Consider the following 22,620-nt stretch of genomic DNA (forward strand, 5'->3'; position numbering starts at 1 on the left):
AAGGGGCGTGGGTACGCCCCCTCAGCGGGCGGTAGTGGAGACGGGCGGGCGGTTCAGCGGCCCCGTGGGAAGACCGCGGGGACGCGGAGCGGAGACAACACCGCTAGATTAACCGAACGATCGGTCGGGGCAAGGGGGCCTGGCAAACCTGTGGACAAGTCATCGGGGAGGATCAGCGGCATGATCGCAATCGACCGCAGCAGCACCGTGGCCGTCGTCGGGACCGGCACCATGGGCCAGGGAATCGCCCAGGTCGCGCTGGTCGCCGGCCACCCGGTCCGGCTGTACGACGCCGTGCCCGGCCGCGCCGCGGAGGCGGCGGCGTCCATCGCGGCGCGCCTCGACCGCCTCGTCGAGAAGGGCCGGCTCGGGGCCGCCCACCGCGACGCGGCCCGCGAGCGGCTCCACCCGGCGGCGGCGCTCGCCGAGCTCGCCGACGCCGAGCTGGTGGTCGAGGCGGTAGTGGAACAACTGGCTGTCAAACAGAAGCTGTTCACCGACCTCGAAGAGGTCGTATCGGACGCCTGCCTGCTCGCCACCAACACCTCCTCCCTCTCCGTGACCGCCGTCGCGGGAGCGCTGCGGGCGCCCGGCCGCTTCGTCGGCCTGCACTTCTTCAACCCGGCGCCGCTGCTGCCGCTCGTCGAGGTGGTCCGCGGATTCGCCACCGACGAAGCCGCCGCCGACCGCGCGCACGCGACCGCCGCCGCCTGGGGCAAGACCCCCGTGCGCTGCGCGGACACCCCCGGCTTCATCGTCAACCGCATAGCCCGGCCCTTCTACGCCGAGGCGTTCCGCGCCTACGAGGAGCACGCCGCCGACCCCGCCACCATCGACGCGGCGCTGCGCGAGAGCGGCGGCTTCACGATGGGGCCCTTCGAACTGACCGACCTCATCGGCCAGGACGTCAACGAGGCCGTCACCCGGTCCGTATGGGAGTCCTTCTTCCACGATCCGAAGTTCACGCCGTCCCTCGCCCAGCGCCGCCTCGTCGAATCCGGCCTGCACGGACGCAAGTCGGGCCGCGGCTGGTACGACCACAGCGCGGGCGCCACCCGCCCCGCGCCACACACCGCCGAACCCCGCCAGGCCCCGCGCGAGGTCGCGATCGAGGGCTCGCTGGGCCCCGCGGACGTGCTCCGCGAGCTGATGGAGGAGGCGGGGATCGAGGTCCTGCCGGCTGGGGACCCGACGGGGTACGAGGGCCATATCGTCCTTCCGGGCGGGGCGCTGCTGCGGCTGACCGGCGGCGGGACCGCCACGGGCCACACGTCCGGCACGTACATCCACTTCGACCTCGCGCTCGACTACCGGGCCGCCACCCGCATCGTCCTCGCGCCCGCCGACTCCGCCGCACCCGAGGACCTCGACGAGGCGATCGGCCTCTTTCAGGCGCTCGGCAAGCAGGTCAGTGTGATCGACGACATCCCCGGCATGATCGTGGCCGGCACGGTCGCCATGATCGTGGACTTCGCGGTCGACGCGGTCGCCCGCCGAGTGGCGAGCCCCGCGGACGTCGACACCGCCATGCGGCTCGGCGTGAACTACCCGGGCGGGCCGCTGGAGTGGGCCGAGCGGCTCGGCGCGACGTGGCTGTCGTGCGTCCTGGACGCGCTGCACGAGGAGATCCCGACCGGCCGCTACGCGCCGTCCGCGGCGCTGCGCCGCCGTGCGTCCGCCGATGAACAGGTGCTCTAATCATGACCATGGCCAAGCGCGACACCTACACGCCCGAATCGCTGCTCGCGGTCGCCGTCCAGGTGTTCAACGAGCGCGGCTACGACGGCACCTCCATGGAGCACCTCTCCAAGGCGGCCGGAATCTCCAAATCCTCGATCTACCACCACGTCAAGGGCAAGGAGGAGCTGCTCCGCCTCGCCATAGCCCGCGCGCTGGACGGCCTCTTCGGGATCCTCCAGGAGCCGGGCGCGGCCGAGGGGCGCGCGGTCGAGCGGCTGGAGTACGTGACCCGGCGCACCGCCGAGGTGCTGATGGCCGAGCTGCCCTACGTCACGCTGCTGCTGCGCGTACGGGGCAACACGGACACCGAGCGGTGGGCGATGGAGCGGCGGCGCGAGTACGACCAGGAGGTCGCCGCGCTGCTGAAGCGGTCCGCGGCCGACGGCGATCTGCGGGCGGACGTGGACGTCCGGCTCGCGACCCGGCTGCTCTTCGGGATGATCAATTCGATCGTCGAGTGGTACCGGCCGCACAACGGCGTGACGACCGACGGCGAGCAGGTGGCGGACGCGGTGGTACGGATGGCCTTCGCGGGGTTGCGCAGGTAGACCCGCTCCTCGGTGTTCCGCGCGCCTACAGGAGGCCCTGGTTCTCCTGGAGGTCGGTCTCCTCGAAGACCAGCAGGGTGCGGGTGCTCAGGACCTCCTCCATCGACTGGAGGCGGGTGAGGACCAGCTCGCGCAGGGCCCGGTTGTCCTCGGTGTGGACGAGGAGCAGCACATCGAAATCCCCGCTGACCAGCGCGATATGGGTGGCGCCCGGCAGGGCCTGCAACTTCTCGCGCACGCTCCGCCACGAGTTCTGGACGATCTTCAAGGTGATGTACGCGGACGCGCCCTGCCCGGCGCGCTCCTGGTCGACGCGGGCGCTGAAACCCCGGATGACCCCGTCGTCGATCAGCCGGTTGATACGCGCGTAGGCGTTGGCGCGCGAGATGTGCACCCGCTCGGCCACCGACCGTATCGAGGCGCGGCCGTCGGCCTGGAGCATGCGCAGGATGTCGCGGTCGATGCCGTCGAGGGGCCGGGCGGGCGGCCTCCCGCCTGATCCGGCCATCTGTTCCTCCCGCATGCCGTCGCGCCTCCCGCCGATGGACGTACTGCTCATATCTCAGGCTGTGGAGAACCGTTTGTCCACAGGCTCGGGTCGCCTGTAGCCAAAATGCGTCGACGACCGAACAATCGGTAGGGAGAGCGGGGCGGCTACTCGGCCCGGCCCTCAGCGTGCTCCCAGCCCGCCCATACGAGGAGGTGCTCGACATGACGGTCCTTGAGCAGCCCGGCTCCTACCGGCCCACACCGCCGCCCGCCTGGCAGCCTCGCACCGACCCCGCGCCCCTGCTGCCCGACGCGGAGCCGTACCGCCTGCTGGGCACCGACGCCGCCGAGGGCCTGGACCCGGAGCTGCTGCGCCGGCTGTACGGGCAGCTCGTGCGCGGCCGCCGCTACAACACCCAGGCCACCGCCCTCACCCGGCAGGGCCGGCTCGCGGTCTACCCCTCCTCCACCGGCCAGGAGGCGTCCGAGGTCGCGGCGGCCCTCGTGCTCCGTGACCAGGACTGGCTCTTTCCCAGCTATCGCGACACCCTCGCCGTCGTCGCCCGGGGCCTGGACCCCGTGGCGGCGCTGACGCTGCTGCGCGGCGACTGGCACACCGGGTACGACCCGCGCGAGCAGCGCGTCGCCCCGCTCTCCACGCCGCTGGCCACCCAGCTGCCGCACGCCGTGGGGCTCGCGCACGCCGCGCGGCTGGCGGGGGACGAGGTCGTGGCGCTCGCCATGGTCGGCGACGGCGGCACCAGCGAGGGCGACTTCCACGAGGCGCTGAACTTCGCCGCGGTCTGGCGGGCCCCGGTCGTCTTCTTCGTGCAGAACAACGGCTTCGCGATCTCCGTGCCCCTCGCCAAGCAGACCGCGGCCCCCTCCCTCGCCCACAAGGCGGTCGGCTACGGCATGCCCGGCCGGCTCGTGGACGGCAACGACGCGGCCGCCGTCCACGCGGTGCTCGGCGAGGCCGTCGAGCGGGCCCGCGGCGGTGGCGGCCCGACCCTGGTGGAAGCCGTCACCTATCGCGTGGAGGCCCACACCAACGCGGACGACGCCACCCGCTACCGCGCCGACTCCGAGGTCGAGGCGTGGCGCGCGCACGACCCGATCGCGCTGCTGGAGGGGGAGCTGACCAGGCGCGGCCTGATCGACGACGAGGGGATACAGGCCGAACGGGACGCCGCCGAGCGGATGGCCGCCGACCTGCGTGACCGGATGAACGACGACCCCGCGCTCGACCCGATGGACCTCTTCGCGGACGTCTATGCGGAACAGACCGCGCAACTGCGCGAGCAGGCAGCCCAATTGCGGGACGAGCTGGCAGCCGAGCAGCCGTCCGATCCGGCGGAGCAGCCGTCCGGGGAGCCGTCAGAGGGGGAGCGACGATGACGACCACGGCAGTGGAGACAGCGCGCGGCACCGCCCGCAAGCCCGCCACGATGGGGCAGGCGCTTACCCGGGCGCTGCGGGACGCCATGGCCGAGGACCCGACCGTCCATGTGCTCGGCGAGGACGTCGGCACGCTCGGCGGGGTCTTCCGGGTCACGGACGGACTGGCCAAGGAGTTCGGCGAGGACCGCTGTACGGACACCCCGCTGGCGGAGGCGGGCATCCTCGGGGCCGCCGTGGGCATGGCGATGTACGGGCTGCGGCCCGTCGTGGAGATGCAGTTCGACGCCTTCGCCTACCCGGCGTTCGAGCAGCTGGTCAGCCACGTCTCCCGGATGCGCAACCGGACGCGCGGCGCGCTGCCGATGCCGATCACCGTTCGGGTGCCGTACGGCGGCGGCATCGGCGGGGTCGAGCACCACAGCGACTCCTCCGAGGCGTACTACATGGCCACACCGGGCCTCCACGTGGTCGCCCCCGCCACCGTCGCCGACGCGTACGGGCTGCTCAGAGCCGCTATCGCCTCCGACGACCCGGTCGTCTTCCTGGAGCCGAAGCGCCTCTACTGGTCCAAGGCCGACTGGTCCGCCGACCGGCCGGAGCCGGTGGACCCGATCGGCCGGGCGGCCGTACGGCGGCCCGGTACGTCCGCGACGCTGATCACCTACGGCCCGTCCGTACCCGTGTGCCTGGAGGCGGCCGAGGCGGCCACCGCCGAGGGCTGGGACCTGGAAGTCGTCGACCTGCGCTCGCTGGTGCCCTTCGACGAGCAGACGGTGTGCGCGTCCGTACGGCGCACCGGGCGGGCCGTCGTCGTCCATGAGTCGCCCGGATTCGGCGGGCCGGGCGGGGAGATCGCCGCGCGGATCACGGAGCGGTGCTTCCACCATCTGGACGCGCCGGTGCTGCGGGTGGCGGGGTTCGACATCCCGTATCCGCCGCCGATGCTGGAGCGGCACCATCTGCCGGGAGTGGACCGGGTGCTGGACGCCGTCGCCCGGTTGCAGTGGGAGTCCGAGTGGACCGAGGACGGTGTTCGGTGATGGCCGTGGTGCGCGAGTTCACCCTGCCGGACCTCGGCGAGGGGCTCACGGAGGCGGAGATCGTCCGTTGGCTCGTCGAAGTCGGCGACGTGGTCGCCGTGGACCAGCCGGTGGTGGAGGTGGAGACGGCCAAGGCGATGGTCGAGGTGCCGTGTCCGTACGGCGGCGTGGTGACGGCCCGCTTCGGCGACGAGGGCACGGAACGGCCGGTGGGCGCACCCCTGTTGACGGTCGCGGTGGGGGAGCGGGCCGGGGGCGGGGGCGGTTCCGGGGGCGGTTCCGCTCGTACGGGCGCTGGTGCGGGGGCGGCGAAGGGGGCGGCCGTGGGAGCGGCCGGAGCGGACGCCGGTGGGCGTCCGGGCGGCGGTGAGGGGTCGGGCAATGTGCTCGTCGGATACGGCACGGCGGCCCCGGCGGCACGTCGCCGCCGACTCCGCCCCTCGGCCGGACGGCCCTCGGCCGGTCAGTCCTCGGCCGGTCAGCTCCCGGCCGGACAACTTCCGGCGGACGGTGGCCCTGAGCGCGCCATCAGCCATACGGGCGTGGGTGCGGGTGTGGGTGCGGGTGCGGATGGGGGTACGGGTGCGGGTTCCGCTACGGGCTCGGAGTCTGGTTCCGCTACCGGCTTGGCCCCCGTCTCGGCGACCGGTCCTGTGGCGGTGATCTCGCCGTTGGTGCGGCGCATCGCGCGGGAGCGCGGAGTGGACCTGCGGGAGGTGGCCGGGTCCGGGCCGGAGGGGCTGATCCTGCGCTCGGATGTCGAGGGCGCGGTTCAGGAGAAACAGGAGACGGCGGCGCGGGAGAGCGCGCGGCCGGTGGGCAGTGCTGCGGCTGCTCCGGGTGCTTCGGGTGCGGCGCCCCGTAGGGATGTGGAGCGCGTACCGCTTCGGGGGGTGCGGGGAGCGGTGGCGGAGAAGCTGGCGCGGAGCCGCCGGGAGATCCCCGACGCGACGTGCTGGGTCGACGCGGACGCGACCGAACTGCTGGCCGCGCGGGCCGCGATGAACGCGGCCGACGGCCCCAAGGTCTCGCTGCTCGCCGTTCTGGCCCGTATCTGCACGGCAGGGCTCGCGCGGTACCCCGACCTCAACGCCCGGGTGGACTCGGACGCGCGGGAGATCGTGCGGCTGCCGGACGTGCACTTGGGGTTCGCCGCGCAGACGGAACGAGGGCTGGTCGTACCCGTCGTGCGGGACGCGCAGGCGCGCGACGCGGTGTCGCTGTCCGAGGAGATCGCCCGGCTCACGGAGGCGGCCCGGTCCGGTTCGCTGAGCCCGGCGGAGCTGACGGGCGGGACGTTCACGCTGAACAACTACGGGGTGTTCGGGGTGGACGGTTCCACGCCGATCATCAACCACCCCGAGGCGGCGATGCTGGGCGTGGGCCGGATAGCGGCCAAACCGTGGGTGGCGGACGGCGAGTTGGCGGTCCGGCGGGTGGTGCAGCTGTCCTTCACCTTCGACCACCGGGTCTGCGACGGGGGCACCGCCGGGGGCTTCCTGCGGTACGTGGCCGACTGCGTGGAACGTCCGGCGGTGCTGCTGCGGTCGCTCTGAGCCGTCACCTTCCTCTACCTCCATCGCCTTCCTCCACCTCCACCTCCACCTCCATCACCTTCCTCCGCCGCTCCCCTTCGGCCCCGCTGCCGTCCGGCACTTTCCTTCCGGCCGCTGGCCTCCGGCGCCGCTGCCGTCCGGTGGCGCCGGCCTCCGGTGAAGCGGCGGGGCGGCGTTCCGGCCTGGGGAAGGGGGAAAGTTCCGGGTTGGTGGGGGACAGGGGCCGGGGGAGGCTCGGGGGTGGCGATACTCGGGGTATGAGTGGTTACGACGCCGTAGTGCTGGCCGGTGGCGCGGCGCGGAGGTTGGGCGGGGTCGACAAGCCCTCGGTGCGCGTAGGCGGGCGGACCCTGCTGGACCGGGTGCTCGGCGCCTGCGCGGACGCCGGGAGCGTCGTCGTCGTGGGTCCTCCGCGGCCCACCCCCGCCGCGGTGACATGGACGCGGGAAGAGCCGCCCGGCGGCGGGCCCGTCGCGGCGCTCGCGGCCGGGCTGCGGTGCGTACGGGCCGAGACCGTGGTCGTGCTCTCCGCCGATCTGCCGTTCTTGGACGGCGAGACGGTACGCGGGCTGCTCGCCGCCGTCGACGGGCACGAAGGCGCGCTGCTCGCCGACCCGGACGGGCGTGATCAGCCGCTCGTCGCCGCCTACCGTGCCGAACCCCTGCGCAAGGGGCTCGCGCTGCTCGCCGCCGAGCACGGCTCGCTCGTCGGGCTGCCGCTGCGGCTGCTCACCGCCGGGCTCGCGCTCACCCGACTGCCGCACCCCACGGCCTCACTCGACTGCGACACCTGGGAGGACATCACCGCAGCACGCGCGCGGATCAGGGACGATGGGAATGTGTTGGATGAATGGATTGCCGCAGTCAAGGCCGAGCTGGGCATCGAACTCGATGTCGACACGGTCGCCCTCCTCGATCTCGCGCGTGACGCCGCGCACGGCGTGGCCCGCCCCGCCGCGCCGCTGACCACCTTCCTCGTCGGCTACGCCGCCGCCCAGCAGGGCGGCGGGGCCGAAGCGCTCGCCGAGGCGACGCGCAAGGCGTCGGCGCTCGCGACGCGCTGGGCCGAAGAGCCGGAATGAGCGACCGGGAGGCCGACGCCGCACTGGACCGTGCCGCGGATGAGGCACTGGCCCTGCTGTCCGACGACCGGGACGGCCGGAGGGCGGCGGGCGGGAGCGGGGAGGGCCAGCGAGGGCCCGCCTGTGGAGTTCGCGACAGCTCAGGCGGTTCCGACAGCTCAGGCGGTTCCGGCGGTTCCGGCGGCCCCTGGCAGGGCGGCCTCAACACCGGCACCAGCACCGAAGACGGTGCCAGTGAGGCCAGTGAGGCCAGTGAGATCAGCGGAACCAGTGGGACGGAGGGGGGCGCTACTACAGCTACGGAGACCGGCTCCGAGGCCCGTACGCGTCCGCATACCGCACCTGACCCCGCGTCAGGAGGCGACCCCGGCGCCGACCACGCCGACTATGCCGACCTCACCGACCTCCCCCATCTCGCCGACCTCACCGACCTCACCGACGACCGGCACACCCCCGCTCCGCCCGCCAACCTGCCCTGGTCCGAAGCCCGTACCCGTGCGGTACGGGCGGCGCACGTCCTGGAACCAGTGGTGAAGGGCCTCGCCGACGCGCTCGGCCACGTACTGGCCGAACCCCTCGCCGCCCTCACCGACCTGCCCTCCTTCGACACCTCCGCCATGGACGGCTGGACCGTCGCGGGCCCCGGCCCCTGGCGGATCGCCGCCGACGGCCCCGGCATCCTCGCCGGTCACGCCCGTACCGAACCGCTCCCCGACGGCCGTGCGGTCCGTATCGCCACCGGCGCCCGCGTACCGCCCGGCGCGACCGCCGTCCTGCGCAGCGAGCACGGCACCGTCTCGGGGCCGGGCGCGGCGGGCGAGGCGGCCTGGCTCCACGCGACCGGGTCCGTGACCACCGGTCAGGACATCCGCCCGCGCGGCCAGGAGTGCCGCAGGGGCGACCATCTCCTGCCGGCGCATACGTTCGTGACGCCGGCCGTAGTGGGGATGGCGGCGGCGGCCGGGTACGACGCGCTGCGCGTCGTATCGCGGCCTCGGGTCGAGGTGCTCGTACTGGGTGACGAACTGCTGGACGAGGGCCTGCCCCGTGAGGGCCGCATCCGCGACGCCCTCGGCCCGATGCTCGCCCCCTGGCTGCGGTCGCTCGGCGCGGAGGTCATCGCCACCCGCCATCTCAAGGACGACTCCGAAGCGCTGTACGAGGCCGTCGCGGCCTCCGGCGCCGACGTGATCGTCACCACCGGGGGCACCGCCTCCGGGCCGGTCGACTACGTTCACCCGACGCTGCGCCGCGTCTTCGCCGAGCCCCTCGTGGACGGCGTCGCGGTACGTCCCGGGCACCCCATGCTCCTCTCCCGTCTCGTACCGCACCGCCTCCTCATCGGCCTCCCCGGCAACCCCCTTGCCGCCGTCTCCGGCCTGCTGACCCTCGCCGACCCCTTGCTGCGTACGCTCGCGGGCCGCGTGGCCCCGGCCCCGTACCGCGCGCCGCTCACCGAAGCCGTCCACGGCCACCCCGATGACACGCGCCTCCTCCCCGTCGTCTATCAGCAGGACGAGGTGCGGCCGCTGCGGTTCCACGGCCCCGCCATGCTCCGCGGCATCGCCGCCGCCGACGCGCTCGCGGTCATCCCGCCGGGCGGGGCGGAGCGCGGTGCCGCGGTCGAGACGCTGGATCTGCCGTGGGGTGTGGGGGGCGACGGCACTGTGGCTGTCGTCGATGCCCATTTCGCTGTCAGTGGTTCGGGCGAGGCGGGCGAGGCGAGCGGGTCCGGCGGGCTGGGCGCGCCGGACTGGCAGGGCACCTTCGACGGGCCCGACAGGCAGGGCGTTTTGGGCGGGCCCGACAGGCAGGGCGTTTCCGGCGGTCCCGACAGGCAGGATCGGGCGGGCGGTACGAGCAGACCTGGGCGACCGGGCGGGTCGGGCGGCCCGGGGGAACCGGGCGGGCAGGGGCGGCAGGACGCTGCGGATGACTTGGGCTGGGCGTACGAGCCGGACCCGCGGCAACGGTCGCAGGAGCGGCCGCGAGAATGGCTAGGTGGACGCCCGCAGGAACGGCAATGTGAACGGCCGACCGAACGACCGCAGGAACAGCCGCATGAACAGCCGCATGAACAGCCGCATGAACAGCCGTACGAGCGGCCGTATGAACGGCCGAGCGAAGAACGCAACAGGCTGGACGCCCCGGGCCGACTGAACGCCCCGCCGTCGTTCGGCCCCGACTCCGGAGCCCTCTCGTGAAGTTGCCCGCCCACGACGCGGCCGCCCGGCAGGACCCCAGTGAGCCCCACGCCGCGCACCCCGATGCCCAGAACACGGGCTACCGGGTCCAACTCCCCCGGCAGCCCGTGGGGCCGTTGCGGCAGGTCGTACGCCGGCTGCTCATGGCGCTGCTCGTGATGGTCGCGACGGTCTTCATCGTCTACGCGGACCGCGGCGGCTACCACGACAACGCCGACGGCAGCGTCGATTTCCTCGACGCCGTCTACTACTCCACCGTCACCCTCTCCACCACCGGATACGGCGACATCGTCCCGTACAGCGACAGCGCCCGGCTTTCCAACGTGCTGCTCGTGACGCCGCTCCGGGTCCTTTTCCTGATCATTCTGGTCGGCACCACCCTTGAGGTCCTCACCGAGCGCACCCGTGAGCAGTGGCGTCTTACCCGTTGGAGGTCCGCCTTGCGCGATCACACCGTCGTCGTCGGTTTCGGCACCAAGGGCCGGTCGGCCGTGCAGACCATATGCGCGACCGGGCTGGCCAAGGAGCGGGTCGTGGTCGTCGACCCGAGTCCGAAGGCGATCGAGTCGGCGATCGGGCACGGTTACGCGGGCGTCGTCGGCGACGCGACGCGCAGCGACGTGCTGTTGCGCGCCGAGGTCGAGAAGGCGCGGCAGATCATCATCGCGACGCAGCGCGACGATACGGCCGTACTCGTCACGCTCACCGCGCGTCAGCTCAACCGCGCCGCGAACATCGTCGCCGCCGTGCGTGAAGAGGAGAACGCGCCGCTGCTGCGCCAGTCCGGGGCGGACTCCGTGATCACGAGCGCGAGCGCGGCCGGGCGGCTGCTGGGGCTGTCCGTGCTGAGCCCGAGCGCGGGCACGGTCATGGAGGACCTGATCCAGCAGGGCAGCGGCCTCGACATAGTGGAACGGCCGGTGGTGAAGGCCGAGGTCGGCAGGTCCGTACGGGATATGGACGACCTCGTCGTGTCCGTACTGCGCGGCCACCGGCTGCTCGGCTACGACGACCCGGACGCGAGCCCGCTCAAGGCCACGGACCGCTTGATCACGATCGTACGGGCCCGGCCGGGAGCCTTGCGGTAGCCGCCGGCCGGGGGTCGGCGCGGGGCGTCGCGGGCGCGTGGAGCGGGTCCCAGGACGCGCCCGCCGCCCCGGAGTAGCCTCGCGAGCATGTATGCGATCACCATTCCTGAACCCGGTGGACCCGAGGCCCTGGTCTGGGCCGAGGTTCCGGACCCCGTGCCCGGCGAGGGCGAAGTGCTGGTCGAGGTCGTGGCCAGTGCGGTCAACCGCGCCGATGTGATGCAGCGGCAGGGCTTCTACGATCCGCCGCCCGGCGCCTCCCCCTACCCGGGCCTGGAGTGCTCGGGCCGGATCGCCGCGCTGGGTCCCGGCGTGGGCGGCTGGGCGGTCGGCGACGAGGTGTGCGCGCTGCTGGCGGGCGGCGGGTATGCCGAGAAGGTGTGCGTACCCGCCGGGCAACTGCTGCCCGTGCCCGAGGGCGTCGACACCGTCACGGCCGCCGGGCTGCCGGAGGTCGCCTCCACCGTGTGGTCGAACGTCTTCCTCACCGCCCACCTGCGGCCCGGCGAGACGCTCCTCGTGCACGGCGGTTCCAGCGGCATCGGCACGATGGCCATCCAGCTGGCCAAGGCGGTCGGCGCGCGCGTCGCCGTCACGGCGGGCGGGGCGGCGAAACTGGAGCGCTGCCGGGAACTGGGCGCGGACATCCTCATCGACTACCGGGAGCAGGACTTCGTCGAGGAACTGGCGAAGGCGACCGGAGGCGCGGGCGCGGACGTCATCCTCGACATCGTCGGCGCGAAGTACCTCGACCGGAACGTACAGGCCCTCGCCGTCAACGGCCGACTGGTGATCATCGGCCTCCAGGGCGGCCGCAAGGGCGAGCTGAACCTCGGCGCGCTCCTCACCAAGCGGGCCTCGGTCACGGCGACGTCGCTGCGCGGCCGGCCGCACGAGGAGAAGGCGGAGATCGTCGCGGCCGTCCGCGAACACGTGTGGCCGCTGATCGCCGGTGGCCGCGTGAAGCCGGTGGTGGACCGCACGCTTCCGATGAGCGAGGCGGCCCAGGCGCACGAGGTGCTGGAGGCCAGCTCGCACGTGGGCAAGCTGTTGCTGACGACCTGAGCGCTGGTCGGTCGGCCGGAATTCGCGGCGGGCGATCTGAGCGCGGGCGCCGGTCGGCCTGAGCTCGCGCTGAAGACCTGAGCGCGGGCCGGTCGTCCTGAACCCGCGGCTGGAGACCTGAGCGCGGGCCCGTCGGCCCGGGCTCGCGTTGACGACCTGAACCCGGGCCGGCCGGCCCGGACTCGCGCCGAAGACCTGCGCGTGAGCCCGCCGGCCGGCCCGAACTCGCGCTGGGGCCCGTTCTGAAGACACCGCGCCGAAGCCACGAGGTACGCGTGGCCGGGCAGTGGGGAACCGGTCGATTGCCGGGGGGCGGACGGTGCGTCCGAGATGCCGGTTCTGTCGCGACATGTGACTCTGAGACCGGACATGACGGCCCGGCACGGGAGGCGTACAGCCGTGGCTCCAGCACTTCGTTCGCTCCCCGCGGTCGGCCTGTTGAACGTCGGAGGGCTCTGCGCCGCGCTGCTCCTCGGACCCGCCGCACTCGCCGCTTCCGCCGCGCCCGCCGCCGAACGGTCGTCGACCCCGGCCGCGGTACGTACGGGCACGGCGGTGCGTACGAGTACGGAGGTACGTACGAGCGTGGCGGTGCGGACAGTACGGACGGTACGGGCGAGTACGGCGGTACGTACGGGCGCGACGGGACGCCCCCGCGAGGCGGCGCCGACGGGCGCGGGGGACCGGCGCTCGGTGACGGTACGGCCAGACGCGGTGGCACCTCCGGACGCGGCGATACGCCCTTACGGACCAGGCCCCTCCGCCAACTCGCCCGTCGCCGTGCCCACCCCCGGCGACGGGCGGTTCGCGGGAGGCCGTGCCGGGGAGGGCCGTACGCACCCGGGACGCTCGTCCTCGCCGGACGACGCCCGCCGCACCCCGGAGGCTCCAACCTCCCCGAGCACTCCAGCCTCCCCCAGTACACCCGGCACTCCCACGTCCTCGGTCACCACAGCCTCCACGGCCTCGCCGACGTCCGCGCCCCCCACCCCCACCTCAACCCCCAGCCGTACCCCGACCGCCTCCCCCTCCCCCACCCCCACCCGCGACAAGCCGTCGCCCAGCCCCACACCCCCGCTCACCAGGGACGATCACGCCGGGGCCGGGTGGCGGCCGCATGGGCCGCCGCGGGAGCAGTACGCGCTGGTCGGGCCGTCGACGCCTGCTCTGTCGCCATCGGTACGCCCGCCGTACGCGCCCGGCCCCGCCGCCAACGCCTCGCAGGACACGGCGGCCGCACCCTCGCCCACCGGCAGTGTGATGCGCGTACTGCCGCTCGGCACGGGCATGGCCTTCACCGGGCTCGGGCTGGCCTTCATCGGCCTGCGGCTCAGGCGGCACTGACCGTGCGACCGCCGGGGCAGCGTTCGCGACGGCGGTGACCGCGCCGGACCGGCGGCGGCCGCGCCCGGCCGAGGGGCGGTGGATCGGATCTACCTCGAACAGCGCAAAGCGGGTATACATGCGTGGTATACCGACCCGCCGCGGCCGCTCTGACCAGGTGGCCTGCGCGGCGGGTCCGACCCACCCAAGGGGAACACCGCACCATGTCCGCTCAGCCACCAGAGCCGAACGCGATATCGAGGGTGATATCGAAGGCGACACCGAAGGCGAGGGAGCAGAGCGGAGGGGGGAAGAAGAGAGGGCGGGGACAAGAGCCAGGGAAGGGACAGGCGGCCCGGCCGCAGCCCTCCCGAGGCGCGCGGTTCTCCCGAGGCACGCGGCTCTCCCGAGGCGCGCGGGCCGCGCGGCGTGAGCGCTCCTCGCGCGACGCCGTTCTGGAGCTCAAGGAGCTCACCCGAATCCACGGCACCGGTATGACCGAGGTCCACGCCCTACGCGGTGTGGACCTCAGTGTCATGCCCGGCGAACTCGTCGCCGTCATGGGCCCGTCCGGCTCCGGCAAGTCGACGCTGCTGACCCTCGCCGGGGGGCTGGACGCGCCGACCACCGGGCAGGTGTTCGTCGAGGGGCAGGACCTGGCGCAGCTCAGCCGGGGTGCGCTGGCCGCCACCCGGCGCCGTTCCATCGGCTATGTCTTCCAGGACTACAACCTCATTCCGGCGCTCACCGCCGCCGAGAACATCTCCCTCCCCCGGGAGCTCGACGGACTGCCGCTGCGCAAGGCCCGGCGGGAGGCCATGGAGTCGCTCGCGGAACTGAACCTCACCGAGGTCGCCAACCGCTTCCCGGACGAGATGTCGGGCGGCCAGCAGCAGCGGGTGGCCATCGCGCGCGCCCTGGTGGGCGACCGCCGGCTGGTCCTGGCCGACGAGCCGACGGGCGCTCTGGACTCCCAGACCGGAGAGGCCGTGCTCGCCCTGCTCCGGGCCCGCTGCGACGCGGGCGCGGCGGGGGTGATGGTGACGCATGAGCCGCGGTACGCGGCCTGGGCGGACCGGGTCGTGTATCTGCGCGACGGCACGATGGTCGATCAGACGCTGACGGCCCGCGCCGACCGCGCCGACCGCGCCGACCGCGCCGACCGCGCCGACCGCGCCGACCGCGCCGACCGCGCCGACCGCGCCGACCGCGGCGGATACGGCCGTGGCGAAGGGAAGCGGAGCGAGGCCCAGCCCGCAGAGGCCCAGCGCGCGGCCGACCAGTCGCCGGATGCCCACCCCACCACCGGCCAGCCCCCGACCGACCAGCCGCCCACCCGCAGGACCGCCCGGTGATCCGGCTCCCCGCCCTGCGCCTCCCCAACCTCCCCGCCTGGCGCGCCGCCCTGCGCATCGCCCGCCGGGACGCGCTGCGGGCCAAGGCCCGTAGCGCCCTGGTCGTGGCGATGATCGCGCTGCCCGTCCTCGCCGTCACCGCGGCCGACGTCGTCTACCGCAGCGGCACCCCGACGCGTGCGGAGACGGTGGACCGGTCGCTGGGCGCGGCCGACGCGCGGTTCACCGATGGAGGACTCGGGCCCGTCCCCCTGATCCAGACGCCGAACGCGCAGCGGTACGGCAGGCCCTCGGACTACCACCACCAAGGCAGCGACGACGGCAGCGACGACGGCGACGACGAATACACCGGCGACGACACTGACGACGGCACCGACAGCACCATCGCCCCCATAGACCCCCGCCCCGTCGACGTCCCCGCCGCGTTGCCCCCCGGCGCCCGCGTCCTCACCTCGCAGGACGTCGACGGGATGGTCCACAGCGCCCACGGCCTCAAGCGCTCCACCATCCGCGAGCTGCGCGTCGCCGACGCGATGATGCGCGGCAAAGTCCGTCTCAACCGAGGGACCTTCCCCTCCGGGCCGGACGAGATGGCAGCCACCGGCGCCTATCTCGAAGCGTCGGGACTGCATGTGGGTTCGCGGACCAAGGTCAAGGGACTGAACCGGGTGTTCCGGATCACCGGGGAACTGGAGCTGCCGGGCGGGTTGAAGAACGAACTGCTCTTCGCCGACCCGGGCGCCGTCATCGCCCCCTGGCGGGCGCAGGCGAAGCGCGACGCGGTCGCCGCGCCGCCGCACCCCTCGGACAAGGAGTACTACGTCACGGCCAAGGGGCACGGCGTGGCGTGGGGCGACGTGCTCGCCGCCAACCGGCGCGGCGCGGTCGTCTACTCCCGCCAGGTGGCCCTGGACCCGCCGCCGGAGGCCGAGGTCCCGGCGGCGCGGATCATGGACCTCGGATCGGGTTCCGGTTACGACGGTTCGTACGGGGAGACGGGCATCGTCACCTGGCGCAACGCGTACCTGGCCGTGGTCGGCGCGCTGGCCCTGCTGGAGATCGTGCTGCTCGCGGGGCCGGCCTTCGCGGTCGGCGCGCGCCGTTCCCGCCGCCAGCTCGGGCTGGTCGGGGTGTGCGGCGGGGACCGCGGGCAGGTACGGGCGGTGGTGCTGGCCGGCGGCGTGGTGCTGGGCGCGGTGGGGGCCGCGCTCGGGGTGGCCGGCGGGCTCGGGCTGACCGCGCTGTGCCGACCGGTGATCGAGCAGTGGTCGGGGCGGCGCTTCGGGGTGATCGACATCCGTCCGCTGGAGCTCCTGGCCATCGGCGCGACCGGGCTGCTGACGGGCGTCCTCGCGGCGCTGGCACCCGCGGTCGTCGCGGCCCGGCAGTCCGTGCTGGCCTCGCTGACGGACCGGCGCGGGGTGCGCCGGTCCTCTCGTACGCTCCCGGTGCTCGGGCTCGCGGCGCTGCTGCTGGGCGCGGGGCTGGCCGTCGTAGCCGCGCTGACCGGGCTGGACTCGCTCGTCGTGGCGGCGGGCTCGGTGATCGCCGAGCTGGGGATGCTGGCGCTGGTGCCGACGCTGGTCGGGGCCTGCGGGCGGATCGGCCGCGGGCTGCCGCTGACGCCGCGGCTGGCGCTGCGCGACGCGGCCCGCAACCGGGGCCGTACCGCGCCCGCCGTGTCCGCCGTGATGGCCGCGGTGGCGGGCACGGTCGCGGTGGCCACGTACTCGGTGAGCCAGCAGGCGGAGGAACGGTTCGGCTATGTGCCGAGCCTCAAGCCCCGCACGGTCGCGCTGATGGTGGACGCGTACGCCGATCAGGGCGGTCACCCGGAGAAGGCGCTGCCCGCGCTGCGACGGACCGTGGAACACCTTCTTCCGGTCTCCGGCGAGCGCGCCGACGTCGAGCGCGTGTGGGCGGGCGGCGACTGCTACGCGCGGGAGAGGGTGGAGTGCGGTTCCATCGAGCTGGTCCGGCCCAGGGGCAACGAGTGTCCGCTGCGCGGCCCGGACGGCGCGCGGATCGCCGCCGGGCTGAGCGCGGCGGAGCACCGGGAGCTGATGCGGACCCCGCGGTGCGTGGACTCCGACAGTCCGTATTCGATGGTCGGCGACATGGACGACCGCATGGTCGTGGGGGACGCGCGCCTGTTGCGCGACTACATCGGACTGCGCGACCCGGTGGCCGAACGGGCGCTGGCCGAGGGCCGGCCGGTGCTGCTCAACCCCGCGTACGCACGGAACGGCCGCCTCACGCTGAAGATCACCGGGCTGCACAGCGGACCGGCCGGGCCGCGTGAGGGCCAGAAGCCGACGCACGTCTCCCTGGCCACGTACACGGCCCCCGCCTCCTACGCGGCCACGCCCGGCATCCGGCTCGTGCTGCCCGCCTCCCTCGCGCACCGGCTGGGCCTGCACACCGCCCCCGCGGGCTCCTTCTACCCCGTCAGCCGCACCCCGACCAGGGCCGAGCAGCAGCGGGCCGACACCGAGCTGGCCCACGGCGACGCGGCCACCAACCTCTACGTCGAGCGCGGCTACCCGGGCGAGGACGACGCGGCCCTGCTCATGCTCGCCGTCTTCGCGGGCATCGTCACCATCGGCGCCGCCGCCATCGCCACCGGGCTCGCCAAGGCCGACGCCGAGGCCGACCTGACCACGCTCGGCGCGGTCGGGGCGCCGCCCCGGGTACGGCGGCTGTATACGGGGCTCCAGTGCGCGGTGGTCGCCGGGATGGGCGTACTGCTGGGCACGGTCACCGGGGTGCTGCCCGCCGTCGCGCTGCGGCTCGCCGACGGACAGCACGCCCTCGCGCACCTGCGCAAGAACCCGATGTCCTCCTCGTACACCCCCATCGAACTGCCCTGGCCGACGCTCGCGGCCCTCGCGGTGGGCGTCCCGGTGCTGGCCGGGCTGCTCGCGGCCCTCTGCACGCGCTCACGCCTGCTCGCGCCGCGGCGCGCGACCTGAGACGGCGGTGATGTGGGACGGCCGGGGAGGGATGTGGGACGACCGGGGAGGACCGGAAGCGACCGGGAAGGACCGGAGTCAGCCGCGGCGCGCGGCCTCGGACAGGCGCCGTGGCGTGCGGCCTGGGGCAGCAGCGACGAAAATTGACATAGAGGGGCGCACGGTGGTGGATCAGGCGCATTCGGGGGCACCAATGTGGGGAGGTTCGGGTGCGAGAGAATGGCGGCATGGATATGCCGAGGAGTGAACGGTCGCAGGAGAGCCCGCAGGTCCTGGTGGTAGGCCCGGACGGGATGGCTCTCGGCAGCGCCAACCCCGGCGGCGGGGAGGGCGACGACGAGTCGCGCGAGGTCCCGGTGACGGAAATGGTGGAACAACCCGCGAAGGTCATGCGCATCGGCAGCATGATCAAGCAGCTGTTGGAGGAGGTACGGGCGGCACCTCTGGACGAGGCGAGCCGGGTCCGGCTCAAGGACATTCACGCCAGCTCGGTCAAGGAGCTGGAGGACGGGCTCGCGCCCGAGCTCGTCGAGGAGCTGGAGCGGCTCTCGCTGCCCTTCACCGACGACACGATCCCCACCGAGGCGGAGCTGCGCATCGCCCAGGCCCAGCTGGTGGGCTGGCTGGAGGGCCTCTTCCACGGCATCCAGACCGCGCTGTTCGCCCAGCAGATGGCGGCGCGCGCCCAGTTGGAGCAGATGCGCCGCGCGCTGCCGCCCGGTGTGAGTCTCGGTGAGGAAGAGGAGAGCGGCCTCCAGCAGGGCGGCGGTGCGCGCTCCGGCCCGTATCTTTAAGCAGCTCAGCAGCTCAGCAGCTCAGCAGCTCAGCAGCTCAGCAGCTCAGCAGCTCAGCAGCTCAACGCTCAACAACTGCGATCAGCTGACCAGCGACGACCGCTACCGCCAGTACTGCGCCTGCCTGTGATGTCCGGCCCGCCGGGCCTCACACGCAGGCGCAGCCGCGTCCCCGCCGCGCGCCCCTCCGCCCTACTGCGCGGCCTTGCCCGTGGAGACCGTGAGGACGAACCGCTCGCTGGGTGAATTCGGGTCGAACGGGTCGCCGTTGGCGGGGGTCTGGCTCATCACGGTGCCCTTGCCCCAGGTGTTCTCGTCCGTGTACTCGACGCGGTAGCGCCAGCCCGCGGCGGTGAGACAGTCCTTCACCGAGTTGATGTAGGCGAACTTGAGGTCGGGCGCGGTCTTCTTCTTTTTGTCGTTGAAGTAGCCGTACGCGGCTGTGCACTTCTCTTTGTTGATGGTCTTGGTCTGGTCGCCCTGCTTGACCGCGGTGTCGGCCCCGTCAGGGCCCGCGTCGGAGCCCCCGCCGTTCCCGTTTCCGTTCCCGTTCGCGTTTCCGTTCGCGCCGGAATTGTTCGTCCCGGGACCGTTGCCACCGCTGTCGCTGTCGCCGCCACCGTTGCCGCCGCTGTTGCCGTTGCTGCCGCCGTTGCCACCGCCGTCACTGTGCCCGGCCTGGTTCCCCTTGCCGTCTTCCTTGTTCATCGACATCGCGACGAACACGCCGCCGACGGCCAGCGCCGCCACCACGGCCACGGCGACGATCAGTCCCCGGCTCCCGCCGCGCCGCCCGCCGCCCGCCGGGATCGGCGCGGGGGGCTGCGGGCTCATCGTGTACGGCGGCGGGGTGGGCGGGCCGGGGTAGCCGTAGCCCTGCTGCGGGTGCGCGGCCTGCGCCGGGTGCGCGGGCGGCGGCGCGGTGGGCCCGAAGCCGCCTCCGTACTGCTGCGCGGGCTGCCCGTGCTGCCCGTGCTGTACGGGCGGAGTGGGCGGAGCGGGCTGGTACGGCGTCTGCACGCCGTGCGCGGGCGGCACCGGCCCGCCGACCGGCGGGAAGACCGCCGAGCCCACACCGGCGCCGCTGTGCGCCGGCGGGCCGCCCGAGATGATCAGCGGGGTGTTGCCGGCCTGCGCCGTGCCGACCACCCGGGCGCACTCGTCGCGCATCGCCTCGGCGCTCGGGAAGCGCTCGTTCGGGTTCTTCTTCAGGGCGCGGGCGACCAGCGCGTCCACGGCCGGGGGGACCGACTGGTTGATGGCGGAGGGTGCCACCGCTTCTTCCTGCACATGCGCGTACGCGATGGCCAGCGGCGAGTCCGCGTCGAAGGGCAGCCGCCCGGTCAGCAGCTCGAAGAGCATGATGCCGACCGAGTAGAGGTCGGAACGGGCGTCGACGCCGCGCCCCAGCGCCTGTTCGGGGGAGAGGTACTGAGGGGTGCCGACGACCATGCCGGTCTGGGTCATCGAGGTGACGCCGGACTGCATGGCGCGCGCGATGCCGAAGTCCATGACCTTGACGATGCCGCGCTTGTTCACCATCACGTTGCCGGGCTTGATGTCCCGGTGGACCAGGCCCATTTCGTGGCTGACCTCAAGCGCGGCCAGCACATCGGCTGTGATCTTGAGCGCCTTTTCGGTGGGCATCGCGCCGTACTGCCGGACATCCGCGTCGAGCACGGAGCGTAGCGGCCGGCCCTCGACGTACTCCATGACGATGTACGGCATCGTCGAACCGTCCAACTCGTCCTCGCCGGTGTCGAAGACCGAGACGATGTTGGTGTGCGTGAGCTTGGCCACCGACTGCGCCTCGCGGCGGAACCGCTCGCGGAAGGACGCCTCGCGCCCCAACTCGGTGTGGAGGGTCTTGATCGCGACATCCCGGTCCAGCACCGTGTCGTGCGCCAGGTGCACAGAGGCCATGCCGCCTTCGCCGAGCAGGTCGCGCAGCTGGTAACGGCCGCCCGCGATCGCGCGGTGCGTATAGCGGCCCCGTGCGCCGTCCTGGCTCATTGTCGACTTCCCCCTTGGCGCACTGCCTGATGTACTGATCCTCTGTACCGCGGCCAAGTCTGCCCCAGGCCACCGACACGTCAAGCCACGTGCCCGTTCCGTGACCGGATGTGCGAGAAGCCGTCACGAGATTTGCCTCGCCCGGGCCGCGACAGGTCGGATGACCCGCCCATCAGGGATCGGCGGGCGGCGCGAAGCCTGTAGCGTGCCTTAACGAAAGACCGTACCGCCCCCCACGCGAGCGGGCAGATATCGACGGCGAGGACTGATGGCACAGACGCATAACGCCCAGGAGCCGTCCGACCCGGACGCCACCGGGGCGGGCCTGCCTGATTCGCCGGAGTTGTGGGGCAACGGTGGGCTCGTAGGCGACGGCCGGTACCGCCTGACCGGCCGCCTCGGCCGCGGCGGCATGGCGGAGGTCTTCGCCGCGGAGGACGTGCGGCTCGGCCGTACGGTCGCCGTCAAGCTGCTCCGCGCCGATCTCGCCGAGGACCCGGTCTCCAAAGCGCGCTTCACACGCGAGGCCCAGTCCGTAGCAGGACTGAACCATCACGCCGTCGTCGCCGTCTATGACTCCGGCGAGGACACGGTCACCACGCAGGGCGGCTACGGCGCCGGCGGCCCCAGCGTCGTGCCGTACATCGTCATGGAGCTGGTCGAGGGCCGCACCATCCGGGAGCTGCTGCTCAACGCGGAGGCCCCGCCGCCGGAGCAGGCGCTGATCATCGTCTCCGGCGTGCTCGAAGCCCTCGCCTACAGCCACCAGCACGGCATCGTGCACCGCGACATCAAGCCCGCCAACGTGATCATCACGCACAGCGGCGCGGTCAAGGTGATGGACTTCGGCATCGCCCGTGCCCTGCACGGCGCGGCCTCCACGATGACCCAGACCGGCATGGTGATGGGCACGCCGCAGTACCTCTCCCCGGAGCAGGCGCTCGGCAAGACCGTCGACGCCCGTTCCGACCTCTACGCCACCGGCTGCCTGCTCTACGAACTCCTCGCGCTGCGCCCGCCCTTCACCGGCGAGACGCCGCTGTCGGTGGTCTACCAGCACGTGCAGGACAACCCGGTGCCGCCGTCGCAGGTCTCCGCCGATGTGCCGCCGGAGCTCGACGGGCTCGTCATGCGCTCGCTCGCGAAGGACCCGGACGACCGGTTCCAGAGCGCGGAGGAGATGCGCGGGCTGGTCCAGTACGGGCTCCAGATGCTGAACGACGCGGGCGGCCACACCGGCACCTGGGACACCGGCCCCGTCGCCCACATGGCGTCCGGGACGCCCGGTATGGGCATGGCGGGCACCACGGCCATGCCGCACGCCCAGCACGGCGACACCTCGCAGCAGCGGATCCTGCCGCCGGGCATGGGCGGCGGGGACGACGCCGGCTTCGACGGGCGCTCCGGGCCTCCTCGCAACGGGGGCGGCCGGGGCAAGATCTGGCTGCTGGCGGCCCTCGCGGTGATCGCCATCACGGTCGGCGTGGTCATCGCGATGAACAACCTCAACTCGGGCACCGGCAAGAAGCCGAAGCAGACCCCGAGCCCGACCGTCACGCAGTCGCCGAGCGAGGAGACCTCCCGGACGCCGTCGGATGAGCCGACGAACACGTACGAGGAGGGCAACCCCACCGGCGAATCCGACGGCCAGAGCGAGGGCGGCTACCCGACGTACCACTCCACGAAGGGGCCGACGCACCACACGACCACGCCGCCGCCGAACACCGACCCGACGCACTCGACGGGCAAGCCCACGTCGCCGCCGACCTCCCCCGACGACGGCAACCACCCGACGGGGAACCCGACCGGCGGCCACCAGACCCCGCCGCCGGGAGGCGACCCCGACCCGGGCAAGACGGGCGGCGGGGGCGACGGCTCCGGAAGCGACGACAACTGACGACTGACGAAGTCGATTGACGACTGCCGAAGTCGACTGACGACACGAGACCG

At 73.2% G+C, this 22,620-nt stretch carries 15 protein-coding genes and 1 pseudogene; 14 read left to right on the forward strand and 2 right to left on the reverse strand.

Going from position 1 to position 22,620, the window contains the following annotated elements:
* Positions 1-180 precede the first annotated feature (180 nt).
* Both AC07AB_RS02740 and AC07AB_RS02745 read left to right on the forward strand, forming a co-directional pair.
* Positions 181-1,698: a 3-hydroxyacyl-CoA dehydrogenase gene (locus AC07AB_RS02740; protein ID WP_478558868.1), complete on the forward strand. Its 1,518-nt coding sequence runs from the start codon at positions 181-183 to the stop codon at positions 1,696-1,698.
* A gap of 2 nt (positions 1,699-1,700) precedes the next feature.
* Positions 1,701-2,288 carry a TetR/AcrR family transcriptional regulator gene (locus tag AC07AB_RS02745; RefSeq protein WP_478558871.1) on the forward strand — a complete coding sequence of 196 codons (588 nt, stop codon included), beginning with the start codon at positions 1,701-1,703 and terminating at the stop codon, positions 2,286-2,288.
* A 25-nt stretch (positions 2,289-2,313) separates the two neighbouring features.
* On the opposite strand, the gene AC07AB_RS02750 is transcribed toward AC07AB_RS02745, so the two are convergent.
* Positions 2,314-2,811, reverse strand: coding sequence for an Lrp/AsnC family transcriptional regulator (locus AC07AB_RS02750; protein WP_478559716.1), 498 nt, complete (start codon positions 2,809-2,811; stop codon positions 2,314-2,316).
* A gap of 188 nt (positions 2,812-2,999) precedes the next feature.
* Here AC07AB_RS02750 and pdhA point away from each other — a divergent pair, with 188 nt between their 5' ends.
* The 11 genes and pseudogenes from pdhA to AC07AB_RS02805 all read left to right on the forward strand — a co-directional run bounded on the left by pdhA (position 3,000) and on the right by AC07AB_RS02805 (position 18,657).
* A complete protein-coding gene (gene pdhA / locus AC07AB_RS02755) occupies positions 3,000-4,175 on the forward strand; it encodes a pyruvate dehydrogenase (acetyl-transferring) E1 component subunit alpha (protein ID WP_478558874.1) in 1,176 nt (391 codons plus the stop codon).
* Positions 4,172-5,218 carry an alpha-ketoacid dehydrogenase subunit beta gene (locus AC07AB_RS02760; protein WP_478558877.1) on the forward strand — a complete coding sequence of 349 codons (1,047 nt, stop codon included), beginning with the start codon at positions 4,172-4,174 and terminating at the stop codon, positions 5,216-5,218. Before pdhA ends, AC07AB_RS02760 begins: the two co-directional genes overlap by 4 nt.
* Positions 5,218-6,774, forward strand: coding sequence for a dihydrolipoamide acetyltransferase family protein (locus AC07AB_RS02765; RefSeq protein ID WP_478558879.1), 1,557 nt, complete (start codon positions 5,218-5,220; stop codon positions 6,772-6,774). The genes AC07AB_RS02760 and AC07AB_RS02765 overlap by 1 nt, the downstream gene beginning before the upstream one ends.
* A 257-nt stretch (positions 6,775-7,031) precedes the next feature.
* The gene (locus AC07AB_RS02770) at positions 7,032-7,856 is read left to right on the forward strand and encodes an NTP transferase domain-containing protein (RefSeq protein ID WP_478558882.1); all 825 of its coding nucleotides are present in this window, start codon (positions 7,032-7,034) and stop codon (positions 7,854-7,856) included.
* A complete protein-coding gene (locus tag AC07AB_RS02775; protein ID WP_478558885.1) occupies positions 7,853-10,060 on the forward strand; it encodes a molybdopterin molybdotransferase MoeA in 2,208 nt (735 codons plus the stop codon). Before AC07AB_RS02770 ends, AC07AB_RS02775 begins: the two co-directional genes overlap by 4 nt.
* Positions 10,057-11,148, forward strand: coding sequence for a potassium channel family protein (locus AC07AB_RS02780; RefSeq protein WP_478558888.1), 1,092 nt, complete (start codon positions 10,057-10,059; stop codon positions 11,146-11,148). Before AC07AB_RS02775 ends, AC07AB_RS02780 begins: the two co-directional genes overlap by 4 nt.
* A gap of 87 nt (positions 11,149-11,235) precedes the next feature.
* A complete protein-coding gene (locus AC07AB_RS02785) occupies positions 11,236-12,213 on the forward strand; it encodes an NAD(P)H-quinone oxidoreductase (protein WP_478558891.1) in 978 nt (325 codons plus the stop codon).
* 399 nt (positions 12,214-12,612) lie between these two features.
* Complete coding sequence (locus tag AC07AB_RS02790; RefSeq protein ID WP_478558894.1) at positions 12,613-13,557, forward strand: hypothetical protein; 945 nt, start codon at positions 12,613-12,615, stop codon at positions 13,555-13,557.
* Between the two features lie 473 nt (positions 13,558-14,030).
* A pseudogene (locus tag AC07AB_RS02795) lies at positions 14,031-14,672 on the forward strand (ABC transporter ATP-binding protein); the annotation flags it as partial.
* 215 nt (positions 14,673-14,887) lie between these two features.
* The gene (locus AC07AB_RS02800) at positions 14,888-17,863 is read left to right on the forward strand and encodes an FtsX-like permease family protein (RefSeq protein ID WP_478558897.1); all 2,976 of its coding nucleotides are present in this window, start codon (positions 14,888-14,890) and stop codon (positions 17,861-17,863) included.
* A 227-nt stretch (positions 17,864-18,090) separates the two neighbouring features.
* Positions 18,091-18,657, forward strand: a complete 567-nt coding sequence (locus tag AC07AB_RS02805; protein WP_478558900.1) for a bacterial proteasome activator family protein — start codon at positions 18,091-18,093, stop codon at positions 18,655-18,657.
* A gap of 192 nt (positions 18,658-18,849) precedes the next feature.
* On the opposite strand, the gene AC07AB_RS02810 is transcribed toward AC07AB_RS02805, so the two are convergent.
* A complete protein-coding gene (locus AC07AB_RS02810) occupies positions 18,850-20,670 on the reverse strand; it encodes a Stk1 family PASTA domain-containing Ser/Thr kinase (RefSeq protein ID WP_478558903.1) in 1,821 nt (606 codons plus the stop codon).
* Between the two features lie 268 nt (positions 20,671-20,938).
* Between AC07AB_RS02810 and AC07AB_RS02815 the strand changes: the two genes are divergently transcribed.
* On the forward strand, positions 20,939-22,567 hold the full coding sequence (locus AC07AB_RS02815) for a protein kinase domain-containing protein (protein WP_478558906.1): 1,629 nt from the start codon (positions 20,939-20,941) through the stop codon (positions 22,565-22,567).
* Positions 22,568-22,620: the final 53 nt, after the last annotated feature.

This window comes from Streptomyces sp. NPDC044033 (genome assembly GCF_056434425.1).